The organism is Natronomonas sp. (assembly GCF_046483325.1).
Lineage (GTDB): Archaea > Halobacteriota > Halobacteria > Halobacteriales > Haloarculaceae > Natronomonas.
On sequence record NZ_JAWODL010000031.1, the window covers coordinates 43966 to 65809 of the forward strand.

20 protein-coding genes and 1 pseudogene are annotated in these 21844 nt (G+C 61.1%); 6 read left to right on the top strand and 15 right to left on the bottom strand.

Annotated features, from left to right (window positions below; all coding sequences use genetic code 11):
* Nucleotides 1-520: 520 nt before the first annotated feature.
* From R6U53_RS09460 to R6U53_RS09480, 5 genes and pseudogenes are all read right to left on the bottom strand, one after another.
* Nucleotides 521-1855 (bottom strand): ABC transporter substrate-binding protein, encoded by a 1335-nt coding sequence (locus tag R6U53_RS09460; protein ID WP_410322117.1) that lies wholly within the window; start codon nucleotides 1853-1855, stop codon nucleotides 521-523.
* Nucleotides 1856-2082: 227 nt separating this feature from the next.
* Nucleotides 2083-2754 (bottom strand): annotated as a pseudogene (locus R6U53_RS09465) (FAD-dependent oxidoreductase); the annotation flags it as partial.
* A gap of 12 nt (nucleotides 2755-2766) precedes the next feature.
* The gene (locus tag R6U53_RS09470) at nucleotides 2767-3780 is read right to left on the bottom strand and encodes an alpha-ketoacid dehydrogenase subunit beta (protein ID WP_410322118.1); all 1014 of its coding nucleotides are present in this window, start codon (nucleotides 3778-3780) and stop codon (nucleotides 2767-2769) included.
* 3 nt (nucleotides 3781-3783) lie between these two features.
* The gene (pdhA, locus tag R6U53_RS09475) at nucleotides 3784-4890 is read right to left on the bottom strand and encodes a pyruvate dehydrogenase (acetyl-transferring) E1 component subunit alpha (protein WP_410322119.1); all 1107 of its coding nucleotides are present in this window, start codon (nucleotides 4888-4890) and stop codon (nucleotides 3784-3786) included.
* Between the two features lie 100 nt (nucleotides 4891-4990).
* Nucleotides 4991-6100 (bottom strand): Glu/Leu/Phe/Val dehydrogenase dimerization domain-containing protein, encoded by a 1110-nt coding sequence (locus tag R6U53_RS09480; RefSeq protein ID WP_410322120.1) that lies wholly within the window; start codon nucleotides 6098-6100, stop codon nucleotides 4991-4993.
* Nucleotides 6101-6263: 163 nt separating this feature from the next.
* On the opposite strand from R6U53_RS09480, the gene R6U53_RS09485 reads away from it, so the two are divergent.
* On the top strand, nucleotides 6264-6572 hold the full coding sequence (locus R6U53_RS09485) for a pyrimidine/purine nucleoside phosphorylase (RefSeq protein ID WP_410322121.1): 309 nt from the start codon (nucleotides 6264-6266) through the stop codon (nucleotides 6570-6572).
* 12 nt (nucleotides 6573-6584) lie between these two features.
* On the opposite strand, the gene R6U53_RS09490 is transcribed toward R6U53_RS09485, so the two are convergent.
* Nucleotides 6585-7403, bottom strand: coding sequence for an SDR family NAD(P)-dependent oxidoreductase (locus tag R6U53_RS09490; RefSeq protein WP_410322122.1), 819 nt, complete (start codon nucleotides 7401-7403; stop codon nucleotides 6585-6587).
* A gap of 164 nt (nucleotides 7404-7567) precedes the next feature.
* Between R6U53_RS09490 and R6U53_RS09495 the strand changes: the two genes are divergently transcribed.
* Complete coding sequence (locus R6U53_RS09495; RefSeq protein WP_410322123.1) at nucleotides 7568-8326, top strand: IclR family transcriptional regulator; 759 nt, start codon at nucleotides 7568-7570, stop codon at nucleotides 8324-8326.
* 711 nt (nucleotides 8327-9037) lie between these two features.
* Nucleotides 9038-10342, top strand: a complete 1305-nt coding sequence (locus R6U53_RS09500) for an acetamidase/formamidase family protein (RefSeq protein WP_410322124.1) — start codon at nucleotides 9038-9040, stop codon at nucleotides 10340-10342.
* Nucleotides 10343-10360: 18 nt separating this feature from the next.
* Here the strand turns inward: R6U53_RS09500 and R6U53_RS09505 are convergent, their stop codons facing one another.
* From R6U53_RS09505 to R6U53_RS09515, 3 genes are all read right to left on the bottom strand, one after another.
* The gene (locus R6U53_RS09505) at nucleotides 10361-10579 is read right to left on the bottom strand and encodes a MoaD/ThiS family protein (RefSeq protein WP_410322125.1); all 219 of its coding nucleotides are present in this window, start codon (nucleotides 10577-10579) and stop codon (nucleotides 10361-10363) included.
* 115 nt (nucleotides 10580-10694) lie between these two features.
* Nucleotides 10695-11657 (bottom strand): formyltetrahydrofolate deformylase, encoded by a 963-nt coding sequence (locus R6U53_RS09510; protein WP_410322126.1) that lies wholly within the window; start codon nucleotides 11655-11657, stop codon nucleotides 10695-10697.
* Nucleotides 11658-11792: 135 nt separating this feature from the next.
* Entirely contained in the window at nucleotides 11793-12122 is a 330-nt protein-coding gene (locus R6U53_RS09515; RefSeq protein ID WP_410322127.1) for a ferredoxin family protein, read from the bottom strand.
* 691 nt (nucleotides 12123-12813) lie between these two features.
* On the opposite strand from R6U53_RS09515, the gene R6U53_RS09520 reads away from it, so the two are divergent.
* A complete protein-coding gene (locus R6U53_RS09520) occupies nucleotides 12814-13518 on the top strand; it encodes a CPBP family intramembrane glutamic endopeptidase (protein ID WP_410322128.1) in 705 nt (234 codons plus the stop codon).
* A 14-nt stretch (nucleotides 13519-13532) separates the two neighbouring features.
* Here R6U53_RS09520 and R6U53_RS09525 read toward each other — a convergent pair whose 3' ends face one another.
* Complete coding sequence (locus R6U53_RS09525; RefSeq protein WP_410322129.1) at nucleotides 13533-14351, bottom strand: alpha/beta fold hydrolase; 819 nt, start codon at nucleotides 14349-14351, stop codon at nucleotides 13533-13535.
* A 102-nt stretch (nucleotides 14352-14453) separates the two neighbouring features.
* Between R6U53_RS09525 and R6U53_RS09530 the strand changes: the two genes are divergently transcribed.
* Nucleotides 14454-16361, top strand: a complete 1908-nt coding sequence (locus R6U53_RS09530; RefSeq protein WP_410322130.1) for an ABC transporter ATP-binding protein — start codon at nucleotides 14454-14456, stop codon at nucleotides 16359-16361.
* A gap of 13 nt (nucleotides 16362-16374) precedes the next feature.
* On the opposite strand, the gene R6U53_RS09535 is transcribed toward R6U53_RS09530, so the two are convergent.
* Together R6U53_RS09535 and R6U53_RS09540 are read right to left on the bottom strand one after the other, a co-directional pair.
* The gene (locus tag R6U53_RS09535) at nucleotides 16375-17274 is read right to left on the bottom strand and encodes an acyltransferase (RefSeq protein WP_410322131.1); all 900 of its coding nucleotides are present in this window, start codon (nucleotides 17272-17274) and stop codon (nucleotides 16375-16377) included.
* A gap of 179 nt (nucleotides 17275-17453) precedes the next feature.
* Nucleotides 17454-18692: a DHH family phosphoesterase gene (locus R6U53_RS09540; RefSeq protein ID WP_410322132.1), complete on the bottom strand. Its 1239-nt coding sequence runs from the start codon at nucleotides 18690-18692 to the stop codon at nucleotides 17454-17456.
* 302 nt (nucleotides 18693-18994) lie between these two features.
* Between R6U53_RS09540 and R6U53_RS09545 the strand changes: the two genes are divergently transcribed.
* Nucleotides 18995-19330 (top strand): hypothetical protein, encoded by a 336-nt coding sequence (locus R6U53_RS09545; RefSeq protein ID WP_410322133.1) that lies wholly within the window; start codon nucleotides 18995-18997, stop codon nucleotides 19328-19330.
* Between the two features lie 217 nt (nucleotides 19331-19547).
* On the opposite strand, the gene R6U53_RS09550 is transcribed toward R6U53_RS09545, so the two are convergent.
* From R6U53_RS09550 to R6U53_RS09560, 3 genes are all read right to left on the bottom strand, one after another.
* Nucleotides 19548-20231 carry a hypothetical protein gene (locus R6U53_RS09550; RefSeq protein WP_410322134.1) on the bottom strand — a complete coding sequence of 228 codons (684 nt, stop codon included), beginning with the start codon at nucleotides 20229-20231 and terminating at the stop codon, nucleotides 19548-19550.
* On the bottom strand, nucleotides 20228-20830 hold the full coding sequence (locus R6U53_RS09555) for a hypothetical protein (protein ID WP_410322135.1): 603 nt from the start codon (nucleotides 20828-20830) through the stop codon (nucleotides 20228-20230). Before R6U53_RS09555 ends, R6U53_RS09550 begins: the two co-directional genes overlap by 4 nt.
* Nucleotides 20831-21077: 247 nt before the next feature.
* Complete coding sequence (locus R6U53_RS09560) at nucleotides 21078-21812, bottom strand: hypothetical protein (protein ID WP_410322136.1); 735 nt, start codon at nucleotides 21810-21812, stop codon at nucleotides 21078-21080.
* Between the last annotated feature and the right edge of the window lie 32 nt (nucleotides 21813-21844).

Sequence of the window (21844 nt, forward strand, 5' to 3'; positions counted from 1 at the left end):
GAAACAACCAACATCCTTATTTAATGTTTTCGGAATTTCTAGGAGCATGCCCCGCCGTTCACAGGGCTCTATTGAACCCACTGATGGCGTAGGGACTGGTCGTCTGAACGGGGGATGTGAAAGGAGTCAATGGTTCGGGGGCTTCGACATCGTTCCCCTGAAAGGGGCGTAGAACGTGTCAGTACGGCGTTTCAGTTCTTGAAGCCAGCGTTCGGGGTTCTCACGCTACGGCGACGGGTGATCTGTGTACGGGTAAACCTGGTGACGACCGTGTCCTAGCTCGCCTGTCTGTACGATCGGCGGTTCGCGGCGACACACTCGGGGATTCCTGGACAAAATCGTCGATTTATCAGGGTGTTTCTCGACGGCGCGACCGACGCGTGCAATAGACGGCGCACTTCTCGATTCGGGGAGGTTCATGTCGATCAATTCCAAAAGGAGCCAAAGCGTCCAAACTTCCCGCTACGTTAACACTGCCTGGGTGATATCGGATAACGATTTACTGTATATGGAGGCGATATTAAATATCGTCTCCCGAAATCGTCTCCTCTGCGATCTGATACTCGTGGTCCTCTACGGAGTACACTTCGTACACGCCGACCGGATCGCCGTTCTCGTCGAGCTGTCCCGGGCCGCCCGTGCCGATGAAGTCAACGTCGTCCGAGCTGCCATCTTGGAGGATCTCCTTTGCCGCTTCGAACGTACTAATCTGTTCTCCCGGCGGTCTCGTGACCTCGCGGATGTGTTCGGCAATGCCCGGCCCCGTGAACTCGTCGGCGGCCTCGATCGCCATCGCCACCCAGTGCACCGCGTCGTACACGTACGCCGAGTAGACGGTCGGCGATTCGCCGTACTCGTCTTCGAAGCGGGCTTCGAACTCGTCGTACACGTCGGAATCCGAGGGCGGCCCCTCACGAACGCCCTTGAGGTTCTCTTGGCTTCCCGGCTCCGTGTTCTCGAGAATCGTGTCGGCGATGACGCTCTCTGCACCGTAGTAGTCGACCTCCTCGTGGTACCCCTGATCGTAGGCGTTGTTGAACATGACCGTCGCCTCGTCGGCGTACGTCACGAACACCCACGCAGTCGCATCCGTCGCTGCCATGTCCGAAAGATCCGGCGCGTAGCTCGCCTCACCTGGGTCGTGTGAGCCGTTGTACGCGACCGTTCCATCGTACTCATTCTCGAAGATATCCTGGATCCCGTTGCCGAGTGCCTCGCCGTAATCGTTGTTGATCCACGTGATCGCGATGGTATCGTGACCGTCGTTGGAGATCATGTCCGCCATGACGACACTCTTTCCGGCACCGCTCGGGACTGGCCGGAGCAAGTCGGGGTAATCGGACACGGTCGCCCCCGAACTCGACTGTGCGATCTGGACCACGTCGGTTCCCTGGATGACGCTCTCGTGGATCGCGATCGAGACACCACTGCTGACGGCGCCGAACAGCATCGGAACGCCTTCTTGATTTATGAGCCGCTGTGCGGCGTTGACCCCGGCTTCGTTCGAACTCTCGCTGTCTTCGATGATGACGTCCAACTCCAGGTTGTCCGGCCCGATACCGATCGCATTGATGTCCTCGAGCGCGAGTTCGAGCCCACGAAGGTTGTACTGTCCGTATGGTGCGAGCGTCCCGGTTTCCGGCGTGATCATGCCGATCGTGTAGGCGTCGAGATCACTGCCGCCGCCGTTTCCGCCATCGCCGTTCCCGTTCCCGTCGCCGTTGCCACCGCCGTTTCCGCCACCGTTGCCGCCGTTGCCATTACCGTTACCCCCCTCGATGCAACCCGCCAGAGAGCCGATAACGGAGACGCCAGTTCCAGCCAGTACTGCTCTACGTGATATGTTACTATCCATCGCTGTTACCGCATGGTGGATGAGAGCACATATACATTCCGGTCTATTGTAACATCTACCACACCACGTCGAATACTCGAATAATCGTCGGCATAAAGGGTTTTTCTCGACGGGTTGTCCGCCGAACGTATCACTGATAGCCGCTTTCGACAATCCGTCTTCCCGGGTCTTCGATACCTCCCGTCGCTCGGTTGCGGATGCTCCTAATTTACCGTGTGGATCGCTCGTCAGCGGGCGCGTTCGGCAGCCTCCCCGATCGCTTCCGATAGCGTCGGGTGGATGTGAACAGTCGCGTACACGTCCTCGAGCGTCGCTCCCATTTCGACCGCCAACCCGACCTCTGTTATCAACTCCGACGCCTCCCGGCCAACGATCTGCCCGCCCAGGATCACCCTCGCTCGACCGTCCGCGACGATCCGAACGAACCCAGTGTCGGCGGCGGCGGTCAGGGCTCGTTCGTTCGATCAAAAGGGAACTTGTCCGACTATCGGCTCGACCCCAGCTTCGCGTGCTTCGGCTTCCGTCCGCCCGACTGTCGCGATTTCAGGGTCGGGAAAGACCGCGGCGGGAATCGCGTACCGATCGAGCGCCGCCGCTTCTCCCGCGACCCCCTCAGCGGCGACGATACCTTCGATGCTCGCGACGTGCGCCAACATCGGTTCGCCGGTCACGCCGCCCGCAGCGAAGATGTGTTTCTGACTAGTTCGGGCGCGGTCATTCGTGGGGATGAACCCCCATTCGTCGGCCTCGATCTCTGCGTTTTCGATCGAGAGTGTATCGAAACCCGGCTCTCGACCGAGGGCGACTAACACTCGGTCGGCGGCGTAGGTCGAGCGATCGCCGGACTCCGTCTCGGTAATTAACATCCCGTCGTCACTTCCATACTCGAACTCCTTGCTCGTCATGTGGCCTTAGAACTCGAGTGTCTCTCGGATCCCGTGCTCGATTCGGGCCGCACTCGGCAGATAGTAGTCCTCGAGCGCGTACAGCGGGAACGGTGTGTCGTATCCGGTGACGCGCCCGATTGGCGCTTCCTGGTAGAGCATGGCTTCGCGCTGAATCGTGGACGTCAGTTCGGCCGCCATCCCCGCAGTTTCGGGTGCCTCGTGGACGACGACGCCGCGCCCAGTTCGCTTGAACGCCTCGACGATCGTCTCTTCGTCGAGGGGATAAATGGACCGCACGTCGACGACGTGACAGTCGATGCCGTCTTTAGCGAGCTTCTCCACGGCTTCCATCGTCGGTCGAGTCATCGCCCCCCAGGTAAACACGGCGACGTCCGTCCCCTCGCGAAGCACCTTCGCTTCGCCGATCGGGATCGTGTATCGCTCATCCGGCACCTCGTGTTTGAACGAGCGGTAGATGAGCTTCGGCTCGAGAAACATCACCGGATCCGGGTCCTCGATCGCGCTGGCGAGGAGTCCCTTCGCGTCGTACGGCGTCGACGGCACGACCACCTTGAGCCCCGGCTGGTGTGCAAAGAACGCCTCCGTCGATTCGGAGTGGTGTTCGGGCGCGCGGATACCACCGCCGTACGGGACTCGAACCGTCAGCGGGCAGGTAAAGCGTCCCCGAGACCGCGTTCGAAACCGCGCCGCGTGGTTTACCAACTGGTCGAACGCGGGATAGACGAACCCCATAAACTGGAGCTCAGGTACGGGGCGGAGCCCCCGGACCGCCATCCCGATCGACGTGCCGATGATGGCCGACTCCGCAAGCGGTGTGTCCATGACCCGATCCGGACCGAACTCGTCCAACAACCCCTCTGTTGCCCGGAACACACCGTCGTTGTCACCGACGTCTTCGCCGAGGACGACGACCCGCTCGTCGCGTTTCATCTCCGTGTCCAGTCCCTCCCGAACCGCCTGTACCAGCGTCAACGTCTGCGTTTCGACGGCCGCCGGATCTTGATTCGTTGCTCCCATTGGTCAATCCCGTAGGAACGCCTCGTCACCGTAGCGTTCGTGCAGTTTACGGAACTCGTCGCGCTGTGCTTGGATTCGGTCCGGAAGCTCCTCGAAGACGTACTCGAAGATGTCGTCGGGGTCCGGTTCGTTCGCTTCGGCGATCTCAACCGCCGCTTCGATCTCCTCGGTGTTCGCCTCGTCGATCGCGCCGATCTGCTCGTCGCTCAGAATCCCTCGATCCCGCAGGAACGTCTCCAAGCGCAAGATCGGATCGCGCTTCCGCCACGGCTCCGTCTCGGCCTCTTCGCGGTAGTTGGACGGATCGTCGCTCGTGTTGTGCGCCCCCGAGCGATACAACAGCGCCTCGACGAGTGTCGGACGGAGCTGGTCAGGGCCGGGGGTGCGCGCCTTCCCGAGCGCCCGTTTGGTCACCTCGTAGACGGCGAGTGGGTCCATCCCGTCGACTCGGACCCCCTCGAAACCGTATCCCGCCGCACGCGACGCGAGAGTCGACGCTGCTGTCTGCTTTTCGATCGGCGTGGAGATCGCCCACTGGTTGTTCAGACAAAAGAACACGTTCGGCGTATCGAACACGCCCGCGAAGTTGAGCCCCTCGTGAAAGTCACCTTCGCTCGTCGCGCCGTCGCCGAAATAACAGATGACGGCGCTGTCGTCGTTATCATCGAGTTTCGACACCATTCCCGCGCCGGTGGCGTGTGGGATCTGATCGCCGATCGTGATGCAGATCGGGAACACGTTTGTACCCTCCGGGACGACGCTTCCCTCCTCGTAGCCCATGTAGTATTGCAAGATGTGTTCGAGTCCGAGTCCGTGGGTGATCGTCGCGCCGTGATCTCGGTAGTACGGGACGATCCAATCGTCGTCATCTAAGGCGAAAGCGCTTCCAACGAGCGCTCCCTCGTGGGCCTGCATCGTCGAGTACGTCCCCATACGACCCTGGCGTTGGAGGCTCACGGCTCGCTCGTCGAACTGTCGACAGAGCCGCATCTGGCTGTACATGTCGACGAATACGTCGTCTTCGAGATCCGGCGGCGATTCGCCTTCCAGGACTCTTCCCTCGGTGTCAAGTATCTGTTCGTCCGCTCTGAAATCTGGTTCGATACTCATGTGTTATGTTTCTGTAGTCTCCCGCCTAGCTCGCGGCCGCTCCGTCGGCATCCACAGTGTCGACGCCCGGCGGAGTGTCGACCTCGATCTTCGCCATCCGTCACCACTGTGGCTTCCGCGTCGTGTGCACCTTTTCGCGCATCGCCCTCATCGCCTCAATCCGCTGGCTGGCGATCCCGTTGGCGATCGCGTAGGTCGGCTCGTCCGTCTCCGCCGCTCGCTGTCCGATCGTCATCATCCGGTCGTAGATGCCGTCGATCATCGCGCGGGCTCTGTGATGTTTGTAGCCGCCCCTGCGGAGGAGATCCGTGTCGTCGATCGTCCGGCCAGAGTTGGCGAGGTAGTCGGGTGCGTACAGGATGTCCTCCTCGTGGAGCATCGTTCCGTGGCGCTCCTCGTCGTCGAGTTGATTGTTCGCCGCTCCGCAGACGATGTCGCACTGTAGCCGCGGGATCGTCTCGTCGTTCAACACGAACCCGAGCGCCGAGGGCGCGAACACGTCGCAGTCGACGTCAAAGACGTCGTCGGGGTCGACCGAGCCGACGCCATACTCGCTTTCGAGGTAATCGACTTGCGCCTCATTGATGTCTGAGACCGTCACCTGCGCCCCTCTCTCGTGGAGGTACTGAACGATGCTCGTCCCCATCTCGCCGACGCCCTGCACGACGATGTGCAGATCGGAGAGCTCCCGATCGTCGTACGTGAGGTCACAACAGGCTTCCATCGCCTTGATCACGCCGAGTCCGCCGCCGTGATATCCATCGGGGTGATCGAACTGCTCGGGTAGTCCGATGATGTAGTCGGTCTCGTCGCCGATCCAGCGCATCGCTTCCTCGTTCGTCCCGACATCCGCTCCCGTGACGAACCGACCGCCGAAACTGTCGACCATGCGCCCGTACGCGCGATATAGCTCCTCGCTGCGCTGGTCGGGATCGTCGACCCAGATCACGGCCTTCCCGCCGCCCATGTTGATCCCGGAGATCGCGTATTTGTAGGTCATCGCACGCGAGAGCCGAAGCGCGTCGACGATGGCTTCCTCTTCGGATTCGAAGGCATATCGTCGGGTTCCGCCCGCGGCCGGACCGAGCGTCGTGTCGTGAATCGCGATGAATCCGCGAAGCCCGACTTCGTCGTCCCGGAACGCCTTGAATTCGTTGTGGCCATGCTCGGCTAGTAACGCTTGCAGATTTACCATGTCGTCGATTACCATACAGACCAGGTGTTGTTATGTGTTTTGGAACGTGTCCCCTGGCGCTTCACCTTTCGACTCGTCGCCACTCCCCGAAGCACGGTCGCGGCGATACACTGTGTCCGTCGAACTCGAACTCCACTCGCCGATACTATTTTGTACGTGGAAGCGGCAGATCCGTCGTATGTCAAACGAAGCGTTCGACGATGTTACGGTAACGAAACGGGCCAACGTGTACTACGACGGCGGTGTCACCAGCCGAACGCTCGTCGACGACGGCGCTCGCCGGACGCTCGGAATCATGCACCCCGGTGACTACGAGTTCGAAACCGATTGCGAGGAACATCTTGATCTGTACGCGGGGCGACTCGAGGTCACGATCGACGGTGAAACCACCACCTACGAAGCCGGTGACAGCTTCATCGTCCCAGCGAACACGACATTCGACGTTTCGGTTTCCGATCTCGTCGATTACTGCTGTACGTACGAGTAGCCACCTCGCAGATTAGCGACCCTTGCTCCCCCAGCCGAAGGCCAGCCAGCCGCCGTCGGCATTGAGAATCTCGCCGGTCGTGTAGTGGTTCCCCTCGGCGAGAAACAACGCGACGTTCTGCATCTCGTCGAGCGTTCCGAATCGATCCAGGGGGACGCGGTGTTCGATGTGCGTATCGTCGTAGCCGTAGTACGGCCAGTTGTCCTCGTCGAGCATTTCGTCGTCGCCGCTTTCGCGCGTCTGCTCGTCCAGTTGGGTTTTGATAAACCCGGGTGCGAGTGCGTTGACCTGGATGTCGTGTTCAGCGAGTTCGACCGCGAGGTTCCGGGTGAGGTTGTTGACACCGCCCTTCGAGGCGTTATAGGGGGCTCGGCCCTGGATCCCGATCTTTCCAAATATACTGGAGATGTTGATGATCTGACCACCCGTTCCCTGGTCGATCATCCGTGTTCCGGCCGCTTGAGCGCCGTAAAATACGCCTGAGAGGTTGGTGTTAATGACGCTTTGCCAGTCCTCCGGATCCATCTCCATCGCGGGTTCGATCACGGAGATCCCTGCATTGTTGACCATGATGTCTATCGAACCGTACTCTTCGATCGCCGATTCGGCGAGTGCGTGGGCATCGTCGGGATTCGAGATGTCAGCCTCGACGGCGGTCGCGGTTCCACCGTTGGCGGTTATTTCATCGGCGGTTTCTTGTGCGCGTTCGAGCGCACGCGAGTTCGTGATGACGTTCGCACCCTCCTCGGCGAACTTGGTTGCGATCGCTGCGCCGATACCGCTACTTGAGCCGGTTACAACCGCTGTTTCGTCGGCTAATCTTTCGGACATACACGCTGATCATCTGAGGGATAGATTAAATCAGTTTTGCCAACCATCACTCATTTCGACTCGCCTCATCGGTAAGGTGTTCGGTCTCGCTGTATCGCTGATCGATCAGCAGTAATTGCACCATATGGGATAGACATTTATGATGCTACATCAATTGGGTCGGTATGGCAAACCAAACCCGGATCAAGTCCGCCGAAACCACGCTACGAATCATCGAAACGATCAAAACGCTAGACGGGGCGGGTGTTGCCGATATCGCTGCCGAACTCGGTCGCCCCACAAGTACGATTCACAACTACCTCCAGACGCTTGAAGCGAACGAATATCTGATCAAGGATGACAAAACGTATCGAGTGAGTCTCCGCTTTTTAGGGCTCGGAAAGCACATCGAAGATCGCCTCCAGATCCGCAAAATCGCCATGCCGGAGATCGACGAACTCGCCGATCGAACCGGTGAACTCGCGGGCTTGCTTGTCGAAGAGCACAACAAAGGCGTGTACGTGTATCTCCACAGCGGAGACAAAGCAGTGTATTTGGATGCACGGCCCGGAAAGCGGACGTACCTTCATCAGACCGGACTCGGCAAGGCGATCCTCTCGGAACTCAGTGAAGCGGAGGTCGATACGATAATCGACGAACACGGCCTCCCGAGAGCGACTCCTAACACGATCACTGACCGAGACCGGTTGATGACGGAACTCGCCGAAACCCGTGAGCGTGGGTATGCCATCGACCGTGGTGAGCGGGTCTCAGGTGTTAGGTGCATCGCCGTTCCGATCAATCCATCAGGTGAGAAGCCAGTCGGTGCGATCAGCGTCTCCGGTCCGAAAAGCCGCGTGAAAGGCGACTTTTTCGAACAGCAGTTGCCTGAACTGGTCACAGAAGCCGCTAACGTCATCGAGATAAACTACCGCTTCGCTTGAGGAGTGCTCCGTCGATACCCGTCATTTGATACCGCGCCACCACTGTCGAGTTCTCCACCATATGGGATCCGTGACTTTTAAGAACCGATCCGCCTGATATAATAGAAAATTTGCACTATCTGGGACAACAACGCACTATCTCGTATACACATGTGATGGACGTTAGAGTTCGGTTCTCATCTTGAGCGATGACGCGGCTTCCAGCGTATCTCAAACAGCATTATGCCTGTTAGTGAGACATCTATCGTATTAGCCAGGATGTGGTGGAAAATACTTCTAATTTATTATTTTTACAGCTTATTATTGTACATACTGCCATACTAAATGTTATTTAGACACAGTTATTTGTACAAAACATGATATCATCAGTATTTTACTCAATTCAAAAAATCAACGGTGATGCCAGTATTAACATACAACAATACGAAAGCAATAACTTACAGATAGTTGTCTATTTTTCTATTATATAACTTATATTGTATTTTTAGAAGATACTTTATTTGGGCCCGAACCGTATTACAACCAGTTATATAAATTATGGATGGCTTTTCCACGAATTCAACATATATATTTTTCTTTTTATATTATACTTTAACGTCACATATCTCATATATATAATTGTTCTCCCCCGGTAATAGACACTATTAGATCGTATGTTATCCAACGGATAACTATCGGAGTTATACTTGTCGTTCACTAACACACGACCGCATGTCTCAACAAGTACAGAAAGAACTCGATGTCGACAGGTACACGCTCGGACTCGTCGGTCCCGATCAGGAGTGGGCGGGCACGGTAGCCGATGGCGGGACGGTTCGAACGCACACGCCGCCGGCGTGTTGGGGGCCGATGATTACGCCGGAGTTCCGCGGCGGTCACGAGGTGACGCGTCCAATCAGAGTCGAGAACGCCGAACCGGGGGACGCGCTGGTCGTCCGAATCAAGAACGTCGAGGTGACGAGCGTCGCCACCAGCACGGGCAGCATGCGCGAGCGCGAAGGCGCGTTCGGCGACGACCCCTTCGTCGATCACGTCTGCCCGGAGTGTGGCACCGAGTGGCCGAAAAGCGTCGTCGAGGGGACCGGCGAGGAGTCGATTCGGTGTGCGGAGTGCGGCGCGAACGCGTCGTCGTTCGGCTTCGAGTTCGGCTACACCGTCGCCTTCGACGACGACCGATCCGTCGGAGTCACCGTCGGTCCGGAGGGGGCGTCCGATCTCGCAGAACGCGCCGACGACGCGATGGCCCTCCCCGAACACTCCCGCCAACATCCGATCCTCCTGTACAAGCCCGACGAGATTCCCGGGACGCTCGGTCGCCTCAGGCCGTTCATCGGCAATATCGGGACGACGCCGACGAGGGAGTTTCCCGACTCGCACAACGCCGGCGACTTCGGGCAGTTCCTGATCGGAGCCGATCACGACTGGGGACTGCCGGATGAGGCGGCACTCGAAGCCCGCACCGACGGGCACATGGACTCCAACGACGTTCGGGCCGGCGCGACGCTGATCTGTCCGGTCGAGATCGACGGTGCGGGGCTGTACGTCGGCGACCTCCACGCGAATCAGGGCGACGGCGAACTCTCCTTACACACGACCGACGTGAGCGGTCGGACGGAACTGGAGGTCGAGGTCGTCAAAGACGTCGGGCTCGACGGCCCACTGTTGCTGCCAAACGAGAGCGACCTCCCGCACATCGCGAAACCGTACACGGACGCCGAGCGCGAGGCCGGCGAAGCGCTCGCCGCCGAGTACGCCCTCGACGACCCCGGCGACGCCGCGCCGATCCAGTTCGTCGGCTCCGGCGCGACGATCAACGACGCGACGCAGAACGCCTTCGATCGCGCGTCGGCGCTGTTCGGGATGACCGAGGGCGAGGTCCGCGCCCGGTGTACGTTCACCGGCGGCGTCGAGGTCGCCCGGCTTCCGGGCGTCGTTCAGTTGTCAATGCTCGCGCCGATGGAACTGCTCGAGGGGTGCGGGCTCGACGGTGTCGTCCGTGAGCAGTACGGCCTGTAAGATCCGATCTCTGCGCCCTCACCGCTCGCCGCCCTGCATCGCGGGGAACAGCTGGATCCGGACGTCCGGCGGGTAGTCATCGTCGAGGCCAGCCCGCTCGCCGTCGACGAGGATCCGAACGCTGCTTCGTATCGACCTGGTCTCATCGAGCACGTCTCGCCGAGCCCGCGGATACGTGTCGAGAAAGCGTTCGAGCGCTTCGCCGACGGTTTCGACGCCCCCAGCGCCCGATTCCACCGGATCCAACTCGACGGTCTTCTCACCTGTCGCCGATCGAAGCTAGCCGTAGACGGTAATCTGCATGCCCGTCGATACGCCGCCGATGCCCAAGAAACGGACGGGTGCGACGTCCTCACTCGGTGCTTTCGCTCGAGACCGCCTCGCCGAGGCCGTCGACGGGGCGATCCGCGAGCATCTCGTCGACCGACGCCGGCAGTCCGAACTGGTAGCCGCTCGCGTCGGCGTCGTCACGCAGCTCCGTCCGACCGTGGTAGACCGAGACCGCCTTATCGAGGTGGAGTCTGACGGCCTCCAACAGCGTCTCGGCCTCCAGCGGTTGGCCGCGTCGCTCCAGTTCCTCGACGGAGGCGCCCGGCGGCGCGTTGAACGCGCGCTGGGCGATGACCGGTCCCTGATCGAGGTCCGTCGTCACGTAGTGGGCCGTGACACCCGCGATGCGGACACCCTCCTCTCTGGCCTGTCGGTACGGTTCCGCGCCGGGGAACGAGGGCAGAAGGGAGGGATGAATGTTGATGATCCGGTCCTCGTACCGGAAGACGACGTTCGGGCTGAGGATGCGCATGTAGCGCGCCAACACGATGAGGTCCGTGTCGTACTCGTCGAGGAGTTCGAGGAGTCGCTCCTCGTCCGGACTACCCTTCTCGTCGCCAACGTCGTGAAAGTCGACGCCGTAGTGGTCGGCCAGCGGTTCGAGGTCGTCGTGGTTGCCGATGATGACGCTGATGTCGGCCCCCAGTTTCCCGTCCGCCCACGCCTCGAAGAGCGCCTCGAGGCAGTGTGACTCCTTGGTGACGAGCACGGCGATAGTCTGGGTTTCGCGGTCGGCCGGGAACCGGACTTGGATGTCGACGCCCAACTCGTCGGCGAGATCCGAGAGCGCCTCGCGGAGTTCGTCTTGGGTGCAACTCATCTCGGCGGTGTCGACAGTCATCGTCATCCGGAATACCCGGTCGCGAACCGCCTGATCGAGGTCCTCGATGTTGATGTCGCGCTCGAAGAGCAGCGTCGTGACGCGGGCGATGAGTCCGGTCGAGTCCTCGCCGACGACCGTGATCTCGGTGTACTCTCGGCTCATCGCCGCCACCTCCGGGGCGTTTCGACGGGGTGAGTCATACTACCGATTGGGGGGCGGGGTTTCAAAAGGGCGACGTTCCACGTCGGCGCGGACACGTTCAGGACAGCGGTTGCGTCGTCGGTTCGATTGAGGCTTTCAGATCCGGTTTTCACGGCCGGGATCGACGTCGATGGCGTCGACCGGACAGACGTCGACACAGAGCATACAGTCGATACACTGCGCCTCGTTCGTGGGGTTGGCCTTGATTTCACTTTCGGGATGGCCCGGGGTATTAACCCACTCGAACACGTCGACCGGACAGTCCTCCAGACAGGCCCCGTCGGCGAGACAGATATCGAAATCGACGGCGACGTGCGTACCCCGAATGCCGAGCTCTTCGGGCGGGTTCGTCGGTCCCCAGACGTCGACGCCCTGCTCTTGGCCCTCGTTTTCGCGATTCTCCTCGAAGTTCGGATCGATACCCATTCTACTCGTATCAGAGTCGCTATTGAGTTAAATACTTGCCCGAACGAATCGGTGGTGTTCAGAGACGCTGATTCCACGCGAACGTGAACGATCGGCGCCGCTCGTCGGCATTTTCTGCTTCGACGTTGACAAACTCGTTTGAGAAACAGAAAAATATAATTTCCCCGTCATAAAATGTATATCCGGGACTTTCCGGTCCCCACGTCGTTCGCATCTGAAATCGAGGCCGTGTCGAGCACAAGCAGCTTGGAGCATCGGTGCCCCACCAACGAGGACCGCGGCGTCATCGACATCGCGTTTCTCGCGTAGCTCGGAGAAGAGCGCGTGAGCAAAACGGTCGCTCTTACCCGCTCGACTTTGCGTGGAGCAAGTCGTTTGATTCAGGATCAACAGCAGCGCACTGCCAGCACTGCTCGTCGTTACGTTTGATCACGGTCCCGTCGGCCGCGACGTGATCCACGTCTCGTCCACCCTTGGGCTGTAGGTCGACCTCGTGAACCGAAGCGTGGGCAGTGAATCGCTCGCTCCAAACCATATCTCTCAGGGATAGAGACTATATTCGAAAGTGATATCCAAGCGAAGTGTTCCCGTTCGTGGCGTGGTTCGACGACCATCCGGCCGTGGGACGCGGTAATCACCCCCCGTGAGAATCGCCCACCAAATTGGTATCGACGCAGCGCGACTCTCGGCTATGTCACGACAGAGCGGCCGAACGATACTCGGCGTGATCGCACTCGTGATCCTCGCGTTCGTCATCGCCGTCGCCGCCGGTATCGTCTTTCTCGTCCCGATGTTCGTGTTGGGATACGATATCGACTCGACGCCGGTACTCGTGGGCTCGACGGCGGCCGGACAACTCGGCTTCTTCGCCGTCGCGTACGGATACGCTCGGTACCGGGACGTGACGGTGTCGATCGAGATACCATCGAGACGCGACCTTGGCTACGTCGGTGTGGGGACGATCGTCGCGCTGTTCGTCGCGATCGGACTCTCGTACGTCCTGTCGGTGTTGGACCTCGTTCCCGGGTCGGTCATCGAGGACGTCGGCGTTCGGGATCCGACGTTCTTTCTCGCACTCGCCGTCCTTTCGGTGATACTGGTCGCTCCGGTCGAGGAATTTCTCTTTCGCGGCGTCATTCAGGGACGACTGCGCGGCCAGTTCGGCCCGCTTTCGGCGATCGTCGGATCGAGCCTCCTGTTCGGCGCGATGCACCTGAGCAACTACACCGGTTCGATCCTCCCGATCGTTTCGGGTGCGCTGTTGATCTCCGCCGTCGGTGTGGTCTTCGGCACTCTCTACGAGCGGACGGGTAACCTCGCGGTACCCACCCTCGTTCACGCGATATACAACGTCATCCTGCTGACGATCAGCTATCTGGCGCTCGTATACGGGTGATCTCGTCGAAAGACCTACAGTCCCGAGACGAACTCGCGGAGCTCGCGATTGAACCGTTCCGGGCGTTCCCAGAAGGGCGAGTGGCCCGTTTCTGGGTAAACGGAGGTCGTCGCGTCGTCGATCAGTTCCGCGTGTTCGCGCCCGGCATCGGGGAGGACGATCGTGTCCTCCTCACCGTGGGTGATGAGCACCGGTACATCGATCGCCCGCAGATCGTCGTCGTGAGTGACCGTCCGCCTGTGGAGCCCTGTACGGACGTATGGCGGGACGATCACGTTGAATCCGAGCATGAAGTACAGGTCCCGCGGCGACGGATCGCCGTACACACACCGTCCGACGAACGTTTCGAGTGTCTCGGCGCTCGTGATCGCGTCCTCGGATTCGAAGCCCGGAACGCACTCGATGAAGTCCTCGCCGATGACGGCCGTCGCGTCCTCGGTGCCGATCTTCGAAATCGCGCCGACGTAGTTGATGCCGGCGATGTGCTCGTCGCCGTAGGATTCGAGGTAATCGGAGATGATCAATCCGCCATAGGACCAGCCGACCAACACCGGCTCGTCGAGATCGAGCGTCTCGATGACGCCCTGCACGTCGTCGGCCCACAGCGCCGAGTCGTCGTAGGCGTCCTCGGGTTTTTCCGAGTCGCCGTGGCCCCGATCGTCCATCGCGACGAGTCGAAAGTCGTCGGTGAGATCCGACTCCAGCTGTTTGAGCCACGACAGCCGCGATTGGGTGTAGCCATGAATGAAGAGGATCGGTCTGCCGTCCCGATTTCCCGTCTCCACGACGTTGAGTTCGATTCCGCCCCCGCCGATGACCGTACGCTGATCCATGGCATGAATCGTACGCGGAGTCTCGAAATAAGTGCTGCCCTCCCGACGGGGTGGATCGCCGAGACCCCTGTGACTCATACCCACAGCGTCCGTATCGGTACCATGAGCGGATCGGAGTCGAGCGAAACGCCCCCGCCGTCGGGAAACGTCGTCAGACGCCTTTACACAGTCTACGCCGCCGGGAACCGTCGGTACGCAGTGCTCGGGATGATCGCTACGCTCGTCGGGCGTGCGCTCGGTCTCGTCCCCGCGTTCGTCATCGGACTGGCGGTGGATGCCATCTTTTTCGCCGAGCGGCCGTACGAACTGCCGTTGGTCCCCGCCGAATGGATCCCGTCGACGTCGATCGAGCAGCTCTATTTTTCGATCGCGATCCTCCTCGTCGCGACCGCCGGCGGCGCGATCGCCTCCTGGTTCGAAGATTGGGGGTGGAGCGTCTTCGCACAGCGCGTCCAGCGCTCGCTCCGCGTGGACGCCTACGAGCGCCTGCAGGCACAGGAGCTCGCGTACTTTACCCGTCGACGGACGGGCGATCTGATGAGCGTCCTGAACAACGACATCACCGCCATGGAGACGTTTCTCGAAGACGGGCTCAGCGCTTCCGTCTGGATCTTCGCGACGGTCGTCGGTATCGGGGCGATATTGGTCAGCCTCGATCCGACGCTGACTGCGATCACGCTGTTGCCGATCCCCGTCCTGGCCGCGTTCACGCTGCTTTTCACGCGCATCATCGAACCCCGCTATCTGAGCGTCCGCGAGGAGGTCGGTGACCTCAACGCGCGGCTGGAAAACAGCGTCAGCGGCATCGAGGTGATCAAGACACAGGGCGCGGAGTCCTTCGAGACCGACCGCGTTCGCGAGGCCTCTGAGAACTACTTGCGGGCCACGCTCGCGGCGATCAGAGTTCGGATCACCTACTTCCCGGGGCTCAACGTCATCTCCGGGGCCGGCTTCGCGCTCACCTTCTTCGTCGGCGGAATGTGGGTTCTCGGGGCCTCGCCGTTCGGTCTCTCGGGCACCCTCACGCCCGGTGCGTTCGTGACGTTCGTGATCTACGCCCAGCAGTTCGTCTGGCCGATCATCCGGCTTGGGGACGTCGTCGACGACTACGAGCGCGCGAAGGCGGCCGGGAGACGCATCGACGACGTGATGACCCGAACACCGGCGGTCCGTGATCGCCCCGACGCCGACCCACTCCTCGTCACCGACGGGGCCGTCTCCCTCGAGCGCGTCACGTTCGCGTACGGCGAGGTTGCGGTGCTTCGGGACATCGACGTTGCGATCGACGGCGGGACCACCGTCGGGGTCGTCGGTCCGACCGGGGCTGGGAAGTCAACGCTGTTGAAACTGCTCCCGCGGCTGTACGACGCCGAAGACGGTGTCGTCCGTATCGATGGTCAGGACGTCCGGGACGTGACGCTACCGAGTCTGCGGCGCTCGATCGGCTACGTCAGCCAAGAGCCGTTTCTCTTTTTCGGCTCGGTTCGCGAGAACATCCGCTATGGAACCTTCGACGCGACTGATGACGATATCGAACGCGCCGCACGGCGGGCGCAGGCCCACGAGTTCATCGAGAACCTGCCGGAGGGCTACGACACCGTCGTCGGCGAACGCGGCGTGAAGCTCTCGGGCGGGCAACGGCAGCGGATCGTCGTCGCGCGAACGATGCTGAAAGATCCCGACATCTTGATCCTCGACGAGGCCACGAGCGCGGTCGACACCGAGACCGAGGCGCTGATTCAGGCGAGTCTCGGGACGTTCACCCGCGATCGGACGACGTTCGTCATCGCCCACCGACTGTCGACGGTCAGAAACGCCGACAGAATCCTCGTTCTCGACGAGGGAACGATCGTCGAGGACGGGACCCACCAGGAACTGCTGGCTGGGGACGGGTTGTACGCGAATCTCTGGCGGGTGCAAGTCGGCGACATCGGTTCGCTGCCGCGGGAGTTCCTCGAGCGGGCCCTACGTCGGCAGGCGCGCATCGACAGCGGGGACGACGATCGCTGAACGCCGGTTTCGATCAGCTTTCGCCGGGCGGCGAGAGCGTTCGACCGAACTCGTCGAACTCCTCGAACGATTCGGGGAACTCCTTCGGCAGGCGCCGGCTTTCGCGGTTGTCGACGAGCGGTCCGAGATCGTCGGCGACGGGCTCCCACCCGGGCTTGATCTTGACGCTCTTTGCGGGTGAGCCGGCCGCGATGTGGTGGGCCGGCACGTCACCGAGGGTCGTGGCGCCCGAGCCGACCATGGCGTTCTTTCCGATCCGACAACCCGCGCTGATCATCGCACCGTACCCGAGTCGGACGTCGTCTTCGAGGATCGTCTCGTAGTTCGTCACGTCGGTCTGGTCGACGGTGTCGTGTGCGTGCGTGTGGACGTGAGCCCGGTCGGCGATCGAGACGCGGTCACCGATCGATAGCGTTCCGCGATCGTCGAGTAGCACGTCGTTGTGAACGACGACGCCGTCGCCCATCTCGATATTGTTCCCGCACTGGATCTTGATGCCGCCGAACAGCCTGAGGTCGTCGCCCGCCTCCGCGAACAGGTGGTTCGCGAGAACCTGCCGAAACGGGAGCGCGAACGCGAGGTCGTTCGAAAGCGGCGACTGATCGAACCCGTTCCAAAGATAGCGGATACACTTGGCCTCACGCAGCGCCGATAGCTCCTGTTCGGCCCAGTGTTCGGTCTCGATGAGCGCGTTTCGCGGATCGTAGCTCCGGACTCGCATACGGGTCATCGGTGATAGCGATTCGCCGTTTCTGTATCGGTCGAACGCGTCCGCGTCGCCGAACAGATCGGCGAGGATCTCTCCCACCGCGTCGGCCGTGTCGTCCCCCGAAAGCCGGTCGTCCACGTATTCGATGGTTTCGTCGATCGACGCCCGTACGGCCGGCGGGACATCGACGTGGCGTTTCGTCATGGTGCTATCACATCCACTGCGATTGTCACGTTTGGCGTCTGTATCCAAACGTTTGTACAACATATTTCGACCAATATTTTCATATCCATAAATTTGGTCGACATATAATAACTTTTTGGGATCAAACATACACGATAGATGGTTCTACTCGCCGTTTCGTGTTCGAATACCACTCTACGTCAATAGTCCCCGTTCATCGCCTGGAGCAGTCGTTCATCGAAGGTCTCGAAGTCGGGTTCGCTCGACTCGCCGGTTTCCATCTGACTGACCGGGATCTGGCCGCCCGCCATTCGGGCGTGCCCGCCGGCGCTCGCCGTCTCGATGTGGCTCACGGTCCGTTGGAGCGCCTCGCCCATGTGGACCCGATCGTCTTTCGAGCGCGCGGAGACGTGGACCGTCCCGTTGTTGACGCCATAGATGACGACTGCGGTCGTCCCTTCGAGTCGCATGAGTTCTTCGACCGCTTGCGAGAGCGCATCGACCGTTCCGACCTCGCCGACGTTACAGATCCCGAACGATCCCTCGACGCGCACGTTATTGATCGCGGTCGCTTTCACCCGCAACACGTCGTGAGAGATCTCGGGCGTGGCGATCCGGTGGAGCAGGTCCTCGTCGATGGCCGGAAACAGCGTCGCACAGATCGCGAAATCGTGTTTGGTACAGCCCCGAGTCAGGTTCTTCGTGTCGGATTGGATCCCGTACGTGAGTCCGGTGGCGAGTTGGCAGTCGACGACGAACGTCTCCTCGTCGCCTCCCTTGGACGGTTCGAAGACGGCGTCGAGGTCGCTGAGGTACTCGGTAAGTATCGACGCGGCCGCACCGTACTCCTCACGGACGTCGGTGAACTCGTCGCCCGTCCCGTTCCCAGGGTGGTGATCGATGACGGCGATCGGTTCGATCCGCTCGGAATCGACGAACCCGCGTGCCGTGTTGTGGTCGACGAGGACGATCCCCTCCGGATGTGCGATGTCCGAGGCCGCTTCGATCCGATCACACTCGAAGCCGAGCACCGTCCGAAACGCCCGGTTCTCCGGCCGACGGATCTGTCCCGAGTACTGGATCTTCGCGTCGGTCCCGGTCCGCTCGGCGATCGTCTTCACGGCCATCGCAGAGGCCATCGCGTCCGGGTCTGGGTTCGGGTGCAGCAAAATCGTGATCGCGTCGTATTCCTCCAGGAGGTGTCGAAACACCACGCCCGCCGGCCGTCGAAGCCGTCGGACCAACCGATACAGGCCGTACAACGCGATGAACCCGATGGCGGCGACCAGGGGGTACAAAAGCGGCTCCCCGACGAGCCCGTCGATCCCCGGTCGGGTCGGACCGAACTGCGACACAGCGCCGGCGCCGTATCGACTCACAGCCGAGAGGGCCGACGCCCACTCGGCCCCGAACGCCGTGGTTGCGTGGTCCGTTCGCATTGGTGCTATGCTATTCACAAGTTCCGATAAAAACCTTCGTGACCGTTCGCGCGCCGCCGGGGCCGAACGGCTGATTTCCCGGTTCCCCCTCTAATCGGTCCCCTCCGGACACGATATATGTACACGCTAACGGATAGACTGGGCCACGATGGCACACCTCCCGACGATCGGGGACACGCTGGGAGCAAACCGTTGCCCGACACCCCGAAAACGACGCGAGCGCCCATCGTCGAACGGGGTAACGGTGGACCTACCTGGAGTTCGGCGATCGGGTCAATCGGCCGGCGACCCCGTCGCTCGAGTTGGATGTCGAGAAGGGTGATCGTGTCGCGACCGTACTGCAAAACGGTGCGGAGATGGCCGTCCCGGTGTGCGCCCGTGCGGAGGTCGATGCCGCGTTCACGCCGCTGAACTTCCGGCTGCCTGCCGACGGGATCGAGTGGTACTACACGGGCGATTTGGGGTACATCGACGAGGACGGCTACCTCTTTGTGATCGATCGGAAGGACGACATGAGACTCCCGGGCGGCGAGAGCGTCTACTCGCCGGAGGTCGAGAACGCGCCGTACTCACACGAATCGGTCGAGGAGGTCGCAGTCGTCGGCGAACCCGACGCGACGAGACGTGGGGCGAACTGATAGTCGCCCACGTCGTCGGTGACGAGGACCTTTCGGCCGACGAGTTGGAGGCGTACTCGCTCGAAGCGACGCCGTCGCCGAGTTCAGGCGACCGCGAAAGAACTACTTCGTCGACGATCTACCGAAGCCGCCGAGCGGCACGGTCCAGACGTATAACCTGCGGGATAGCGAGGCTGATCTCGACCCAGACGTCGAGGACGTGTAGGCGACGCCGGCTTCAGCTCCCGGTCCCCTCTTGTCCGTTGTTGTCGCTTTGGCTGTCACTGCCGCTCTGGGCGCTGTTAGCGTCTCCGCCGTTATCGCCGCCCGTTTGGTCACCCTCCGTGGGGCTCGCTTCTTCTCCGCCCGTATTCGTTGTCTCACTTTCATCCGGGGATTCCTGTTCATTCCCATCGGGTGAGGGTATATCCACCGGAAACGGACACTCGCCGTTGCTGATGTCGGAGACCGTTATCCGAGTGCTAACGCCGTTCGCCGAAACGGTCGCCGTGACTTCGCTCGGGGCTGATCTGACGGGGACGGTGATTCGCTCGTGTCCTCTGGGTTCGATCGTCGCGGGGTACGGTCGATCGTGTACGACCGTTCCATCGACGGTGAGTTCCCGAACGGTGAGCTCCGCTCCGAGACGGTTCGTGATCTCGATGCCGACCGGTGTGACGCGATTCTCTGGCCCGTCTTCGCTTTCCGGACCGTTCCCGTCTTCTCCACCGTTTGCTCGTTCTTGCTGTGGTGGCGTGTTCGGAATATAACACGCCTGGAGGCCGACCGCCGCCCGGTCGTCGTCGACGATCTGAATCGAGGTGTTCCGATCGAGTTCCGACGCGCTAAACCCGCCGGTTGCGACGAGCGCGAACGCCAGTGCGAGCACGAACACTCCCGTAGTGATCTGTTTGTACGTCATCTTTTCGAGGGCTCACATCGTCCGTCGAGTCGGATGCTGTTCGTCAGCGTGTCGACCGCATGGATGATGGCGACGACCACGAACGCCGCGAGGACGACACCGGCGATGGTTCCACCGGAGCCGCCGCCGAGCGGCGAGATCTCGAACCAGTGGGCACCGATCACGACGGCCGCGGCGACCGAGACCCCGAGATAGCAGGTGTGCCACGGGATCGCGGATCCAGGGGTGTATTGGAGGTAGCGCTGCGCGTCGCGCGCCGCTGTTTCGAGCCCGATCCGGTTCGTTTCGGGATCGTACGTGATCATCCCGGCGTCGTCGAGTTTCGGCAGGTGCGTCTGTCGAAGTGCGTTGTAGACGCGCTTGCGTTCCACGGGGGTGCTCTCTCTCGGCGCCGCGTCGGCCTCCAACGCAGTGACGTACTCGACGAGCTCACCGAGTTCGAACGGTCCATCCCCCTCGTTTTGCTGTAGATACTCGATGATACACTGGCGACGCCGGTTGCGTAACACGTCGAATATGTCCTGACGTGAGGGTCGCCCCGTGCCCTCGGCTATCGCTCCGATCGTCCCCTCCCGAATCGAGCGTGTTTTCGAATTCATGGTCCTCTCCATCGTTCGCCAGATACCGTGGCGTCGATACGTCGGTGAACAGGCGCTGTGGGTAAAGGTAATCACAGCTTGCGCGCTGGAGGTCGGACCTAGGGAGTCGATAACCGGCCTCGGATCGGTGTCGCCCTTCGGTGGCCCTCCGAGGCACACCGGTCATGCTCGACGCTCGAGCTCTCGACTCCCTGCGTCGACCGTGGAAAAAGGTGAACGGAGCGTGTTCGATCCCGTTCGAGGTATCTTAGAGGTCGTCTTCGGTGAAGTCGTCGTGGCTGCCCGCTCGAACCACGATCTCACCGCTGAGGTCCGTCTCGTCGGGATCGACGTCGTCGACGTTCACGAGGATGGTGACGTACGCGCTGCTCCCTGATTTGAGATCGGCCGACCACTCCGCGTCGTCGGTGAACAGGATGCTTCCGTCGCGGTCTTTGTCCGCGGCCGTCGCGAGTTCCTCTCTCGTCTCCGCGGAGGGTGCGTTGTCGTCGTCGGTGACCGCGACCATGTATATGGTGGTGTCGCCGTCGAGGGCGTCGTGATCGCTATCCGGCACGTAGGTGAGCTCGACGGCTCGATCCTCGCCGGACTGGTTCATGAGTTTGAACGCGTACTCCTCGCTGATCGGGGTCGTCGTGTCGAGCGCGATCTGGTCGACCGTCGGCACGTTGGAACTGCCGTCGAGGAGCCAGTGGAGATCCTCGACCTCGCCGAGTCCGCCGACCTGGTAGGTGGAGTTGGGGTTGACGCCGTCGCCGCCGCCGTCGATGTCGAAGTTGATCGCGAGCTGTCCGTCGTCAGTGCCGCTGACGAGGTCGGTGCTGCCGGCCTCGAGGCCGATGAGCGCGTTCTCGTCGGCGACGACGTTGATGTTTGCTTCGCGTCCGTCCGCCTGCATGGCGGTGAACGCGCCGGTTCCGACGGAGGCGGCCGCGCCGGATGCGAGCGCCCCCATGCCGATTACGAATTTGCGTCGTTGCATTAGTGTTCTCTCCGTTGAGTGCGTCCCCATCC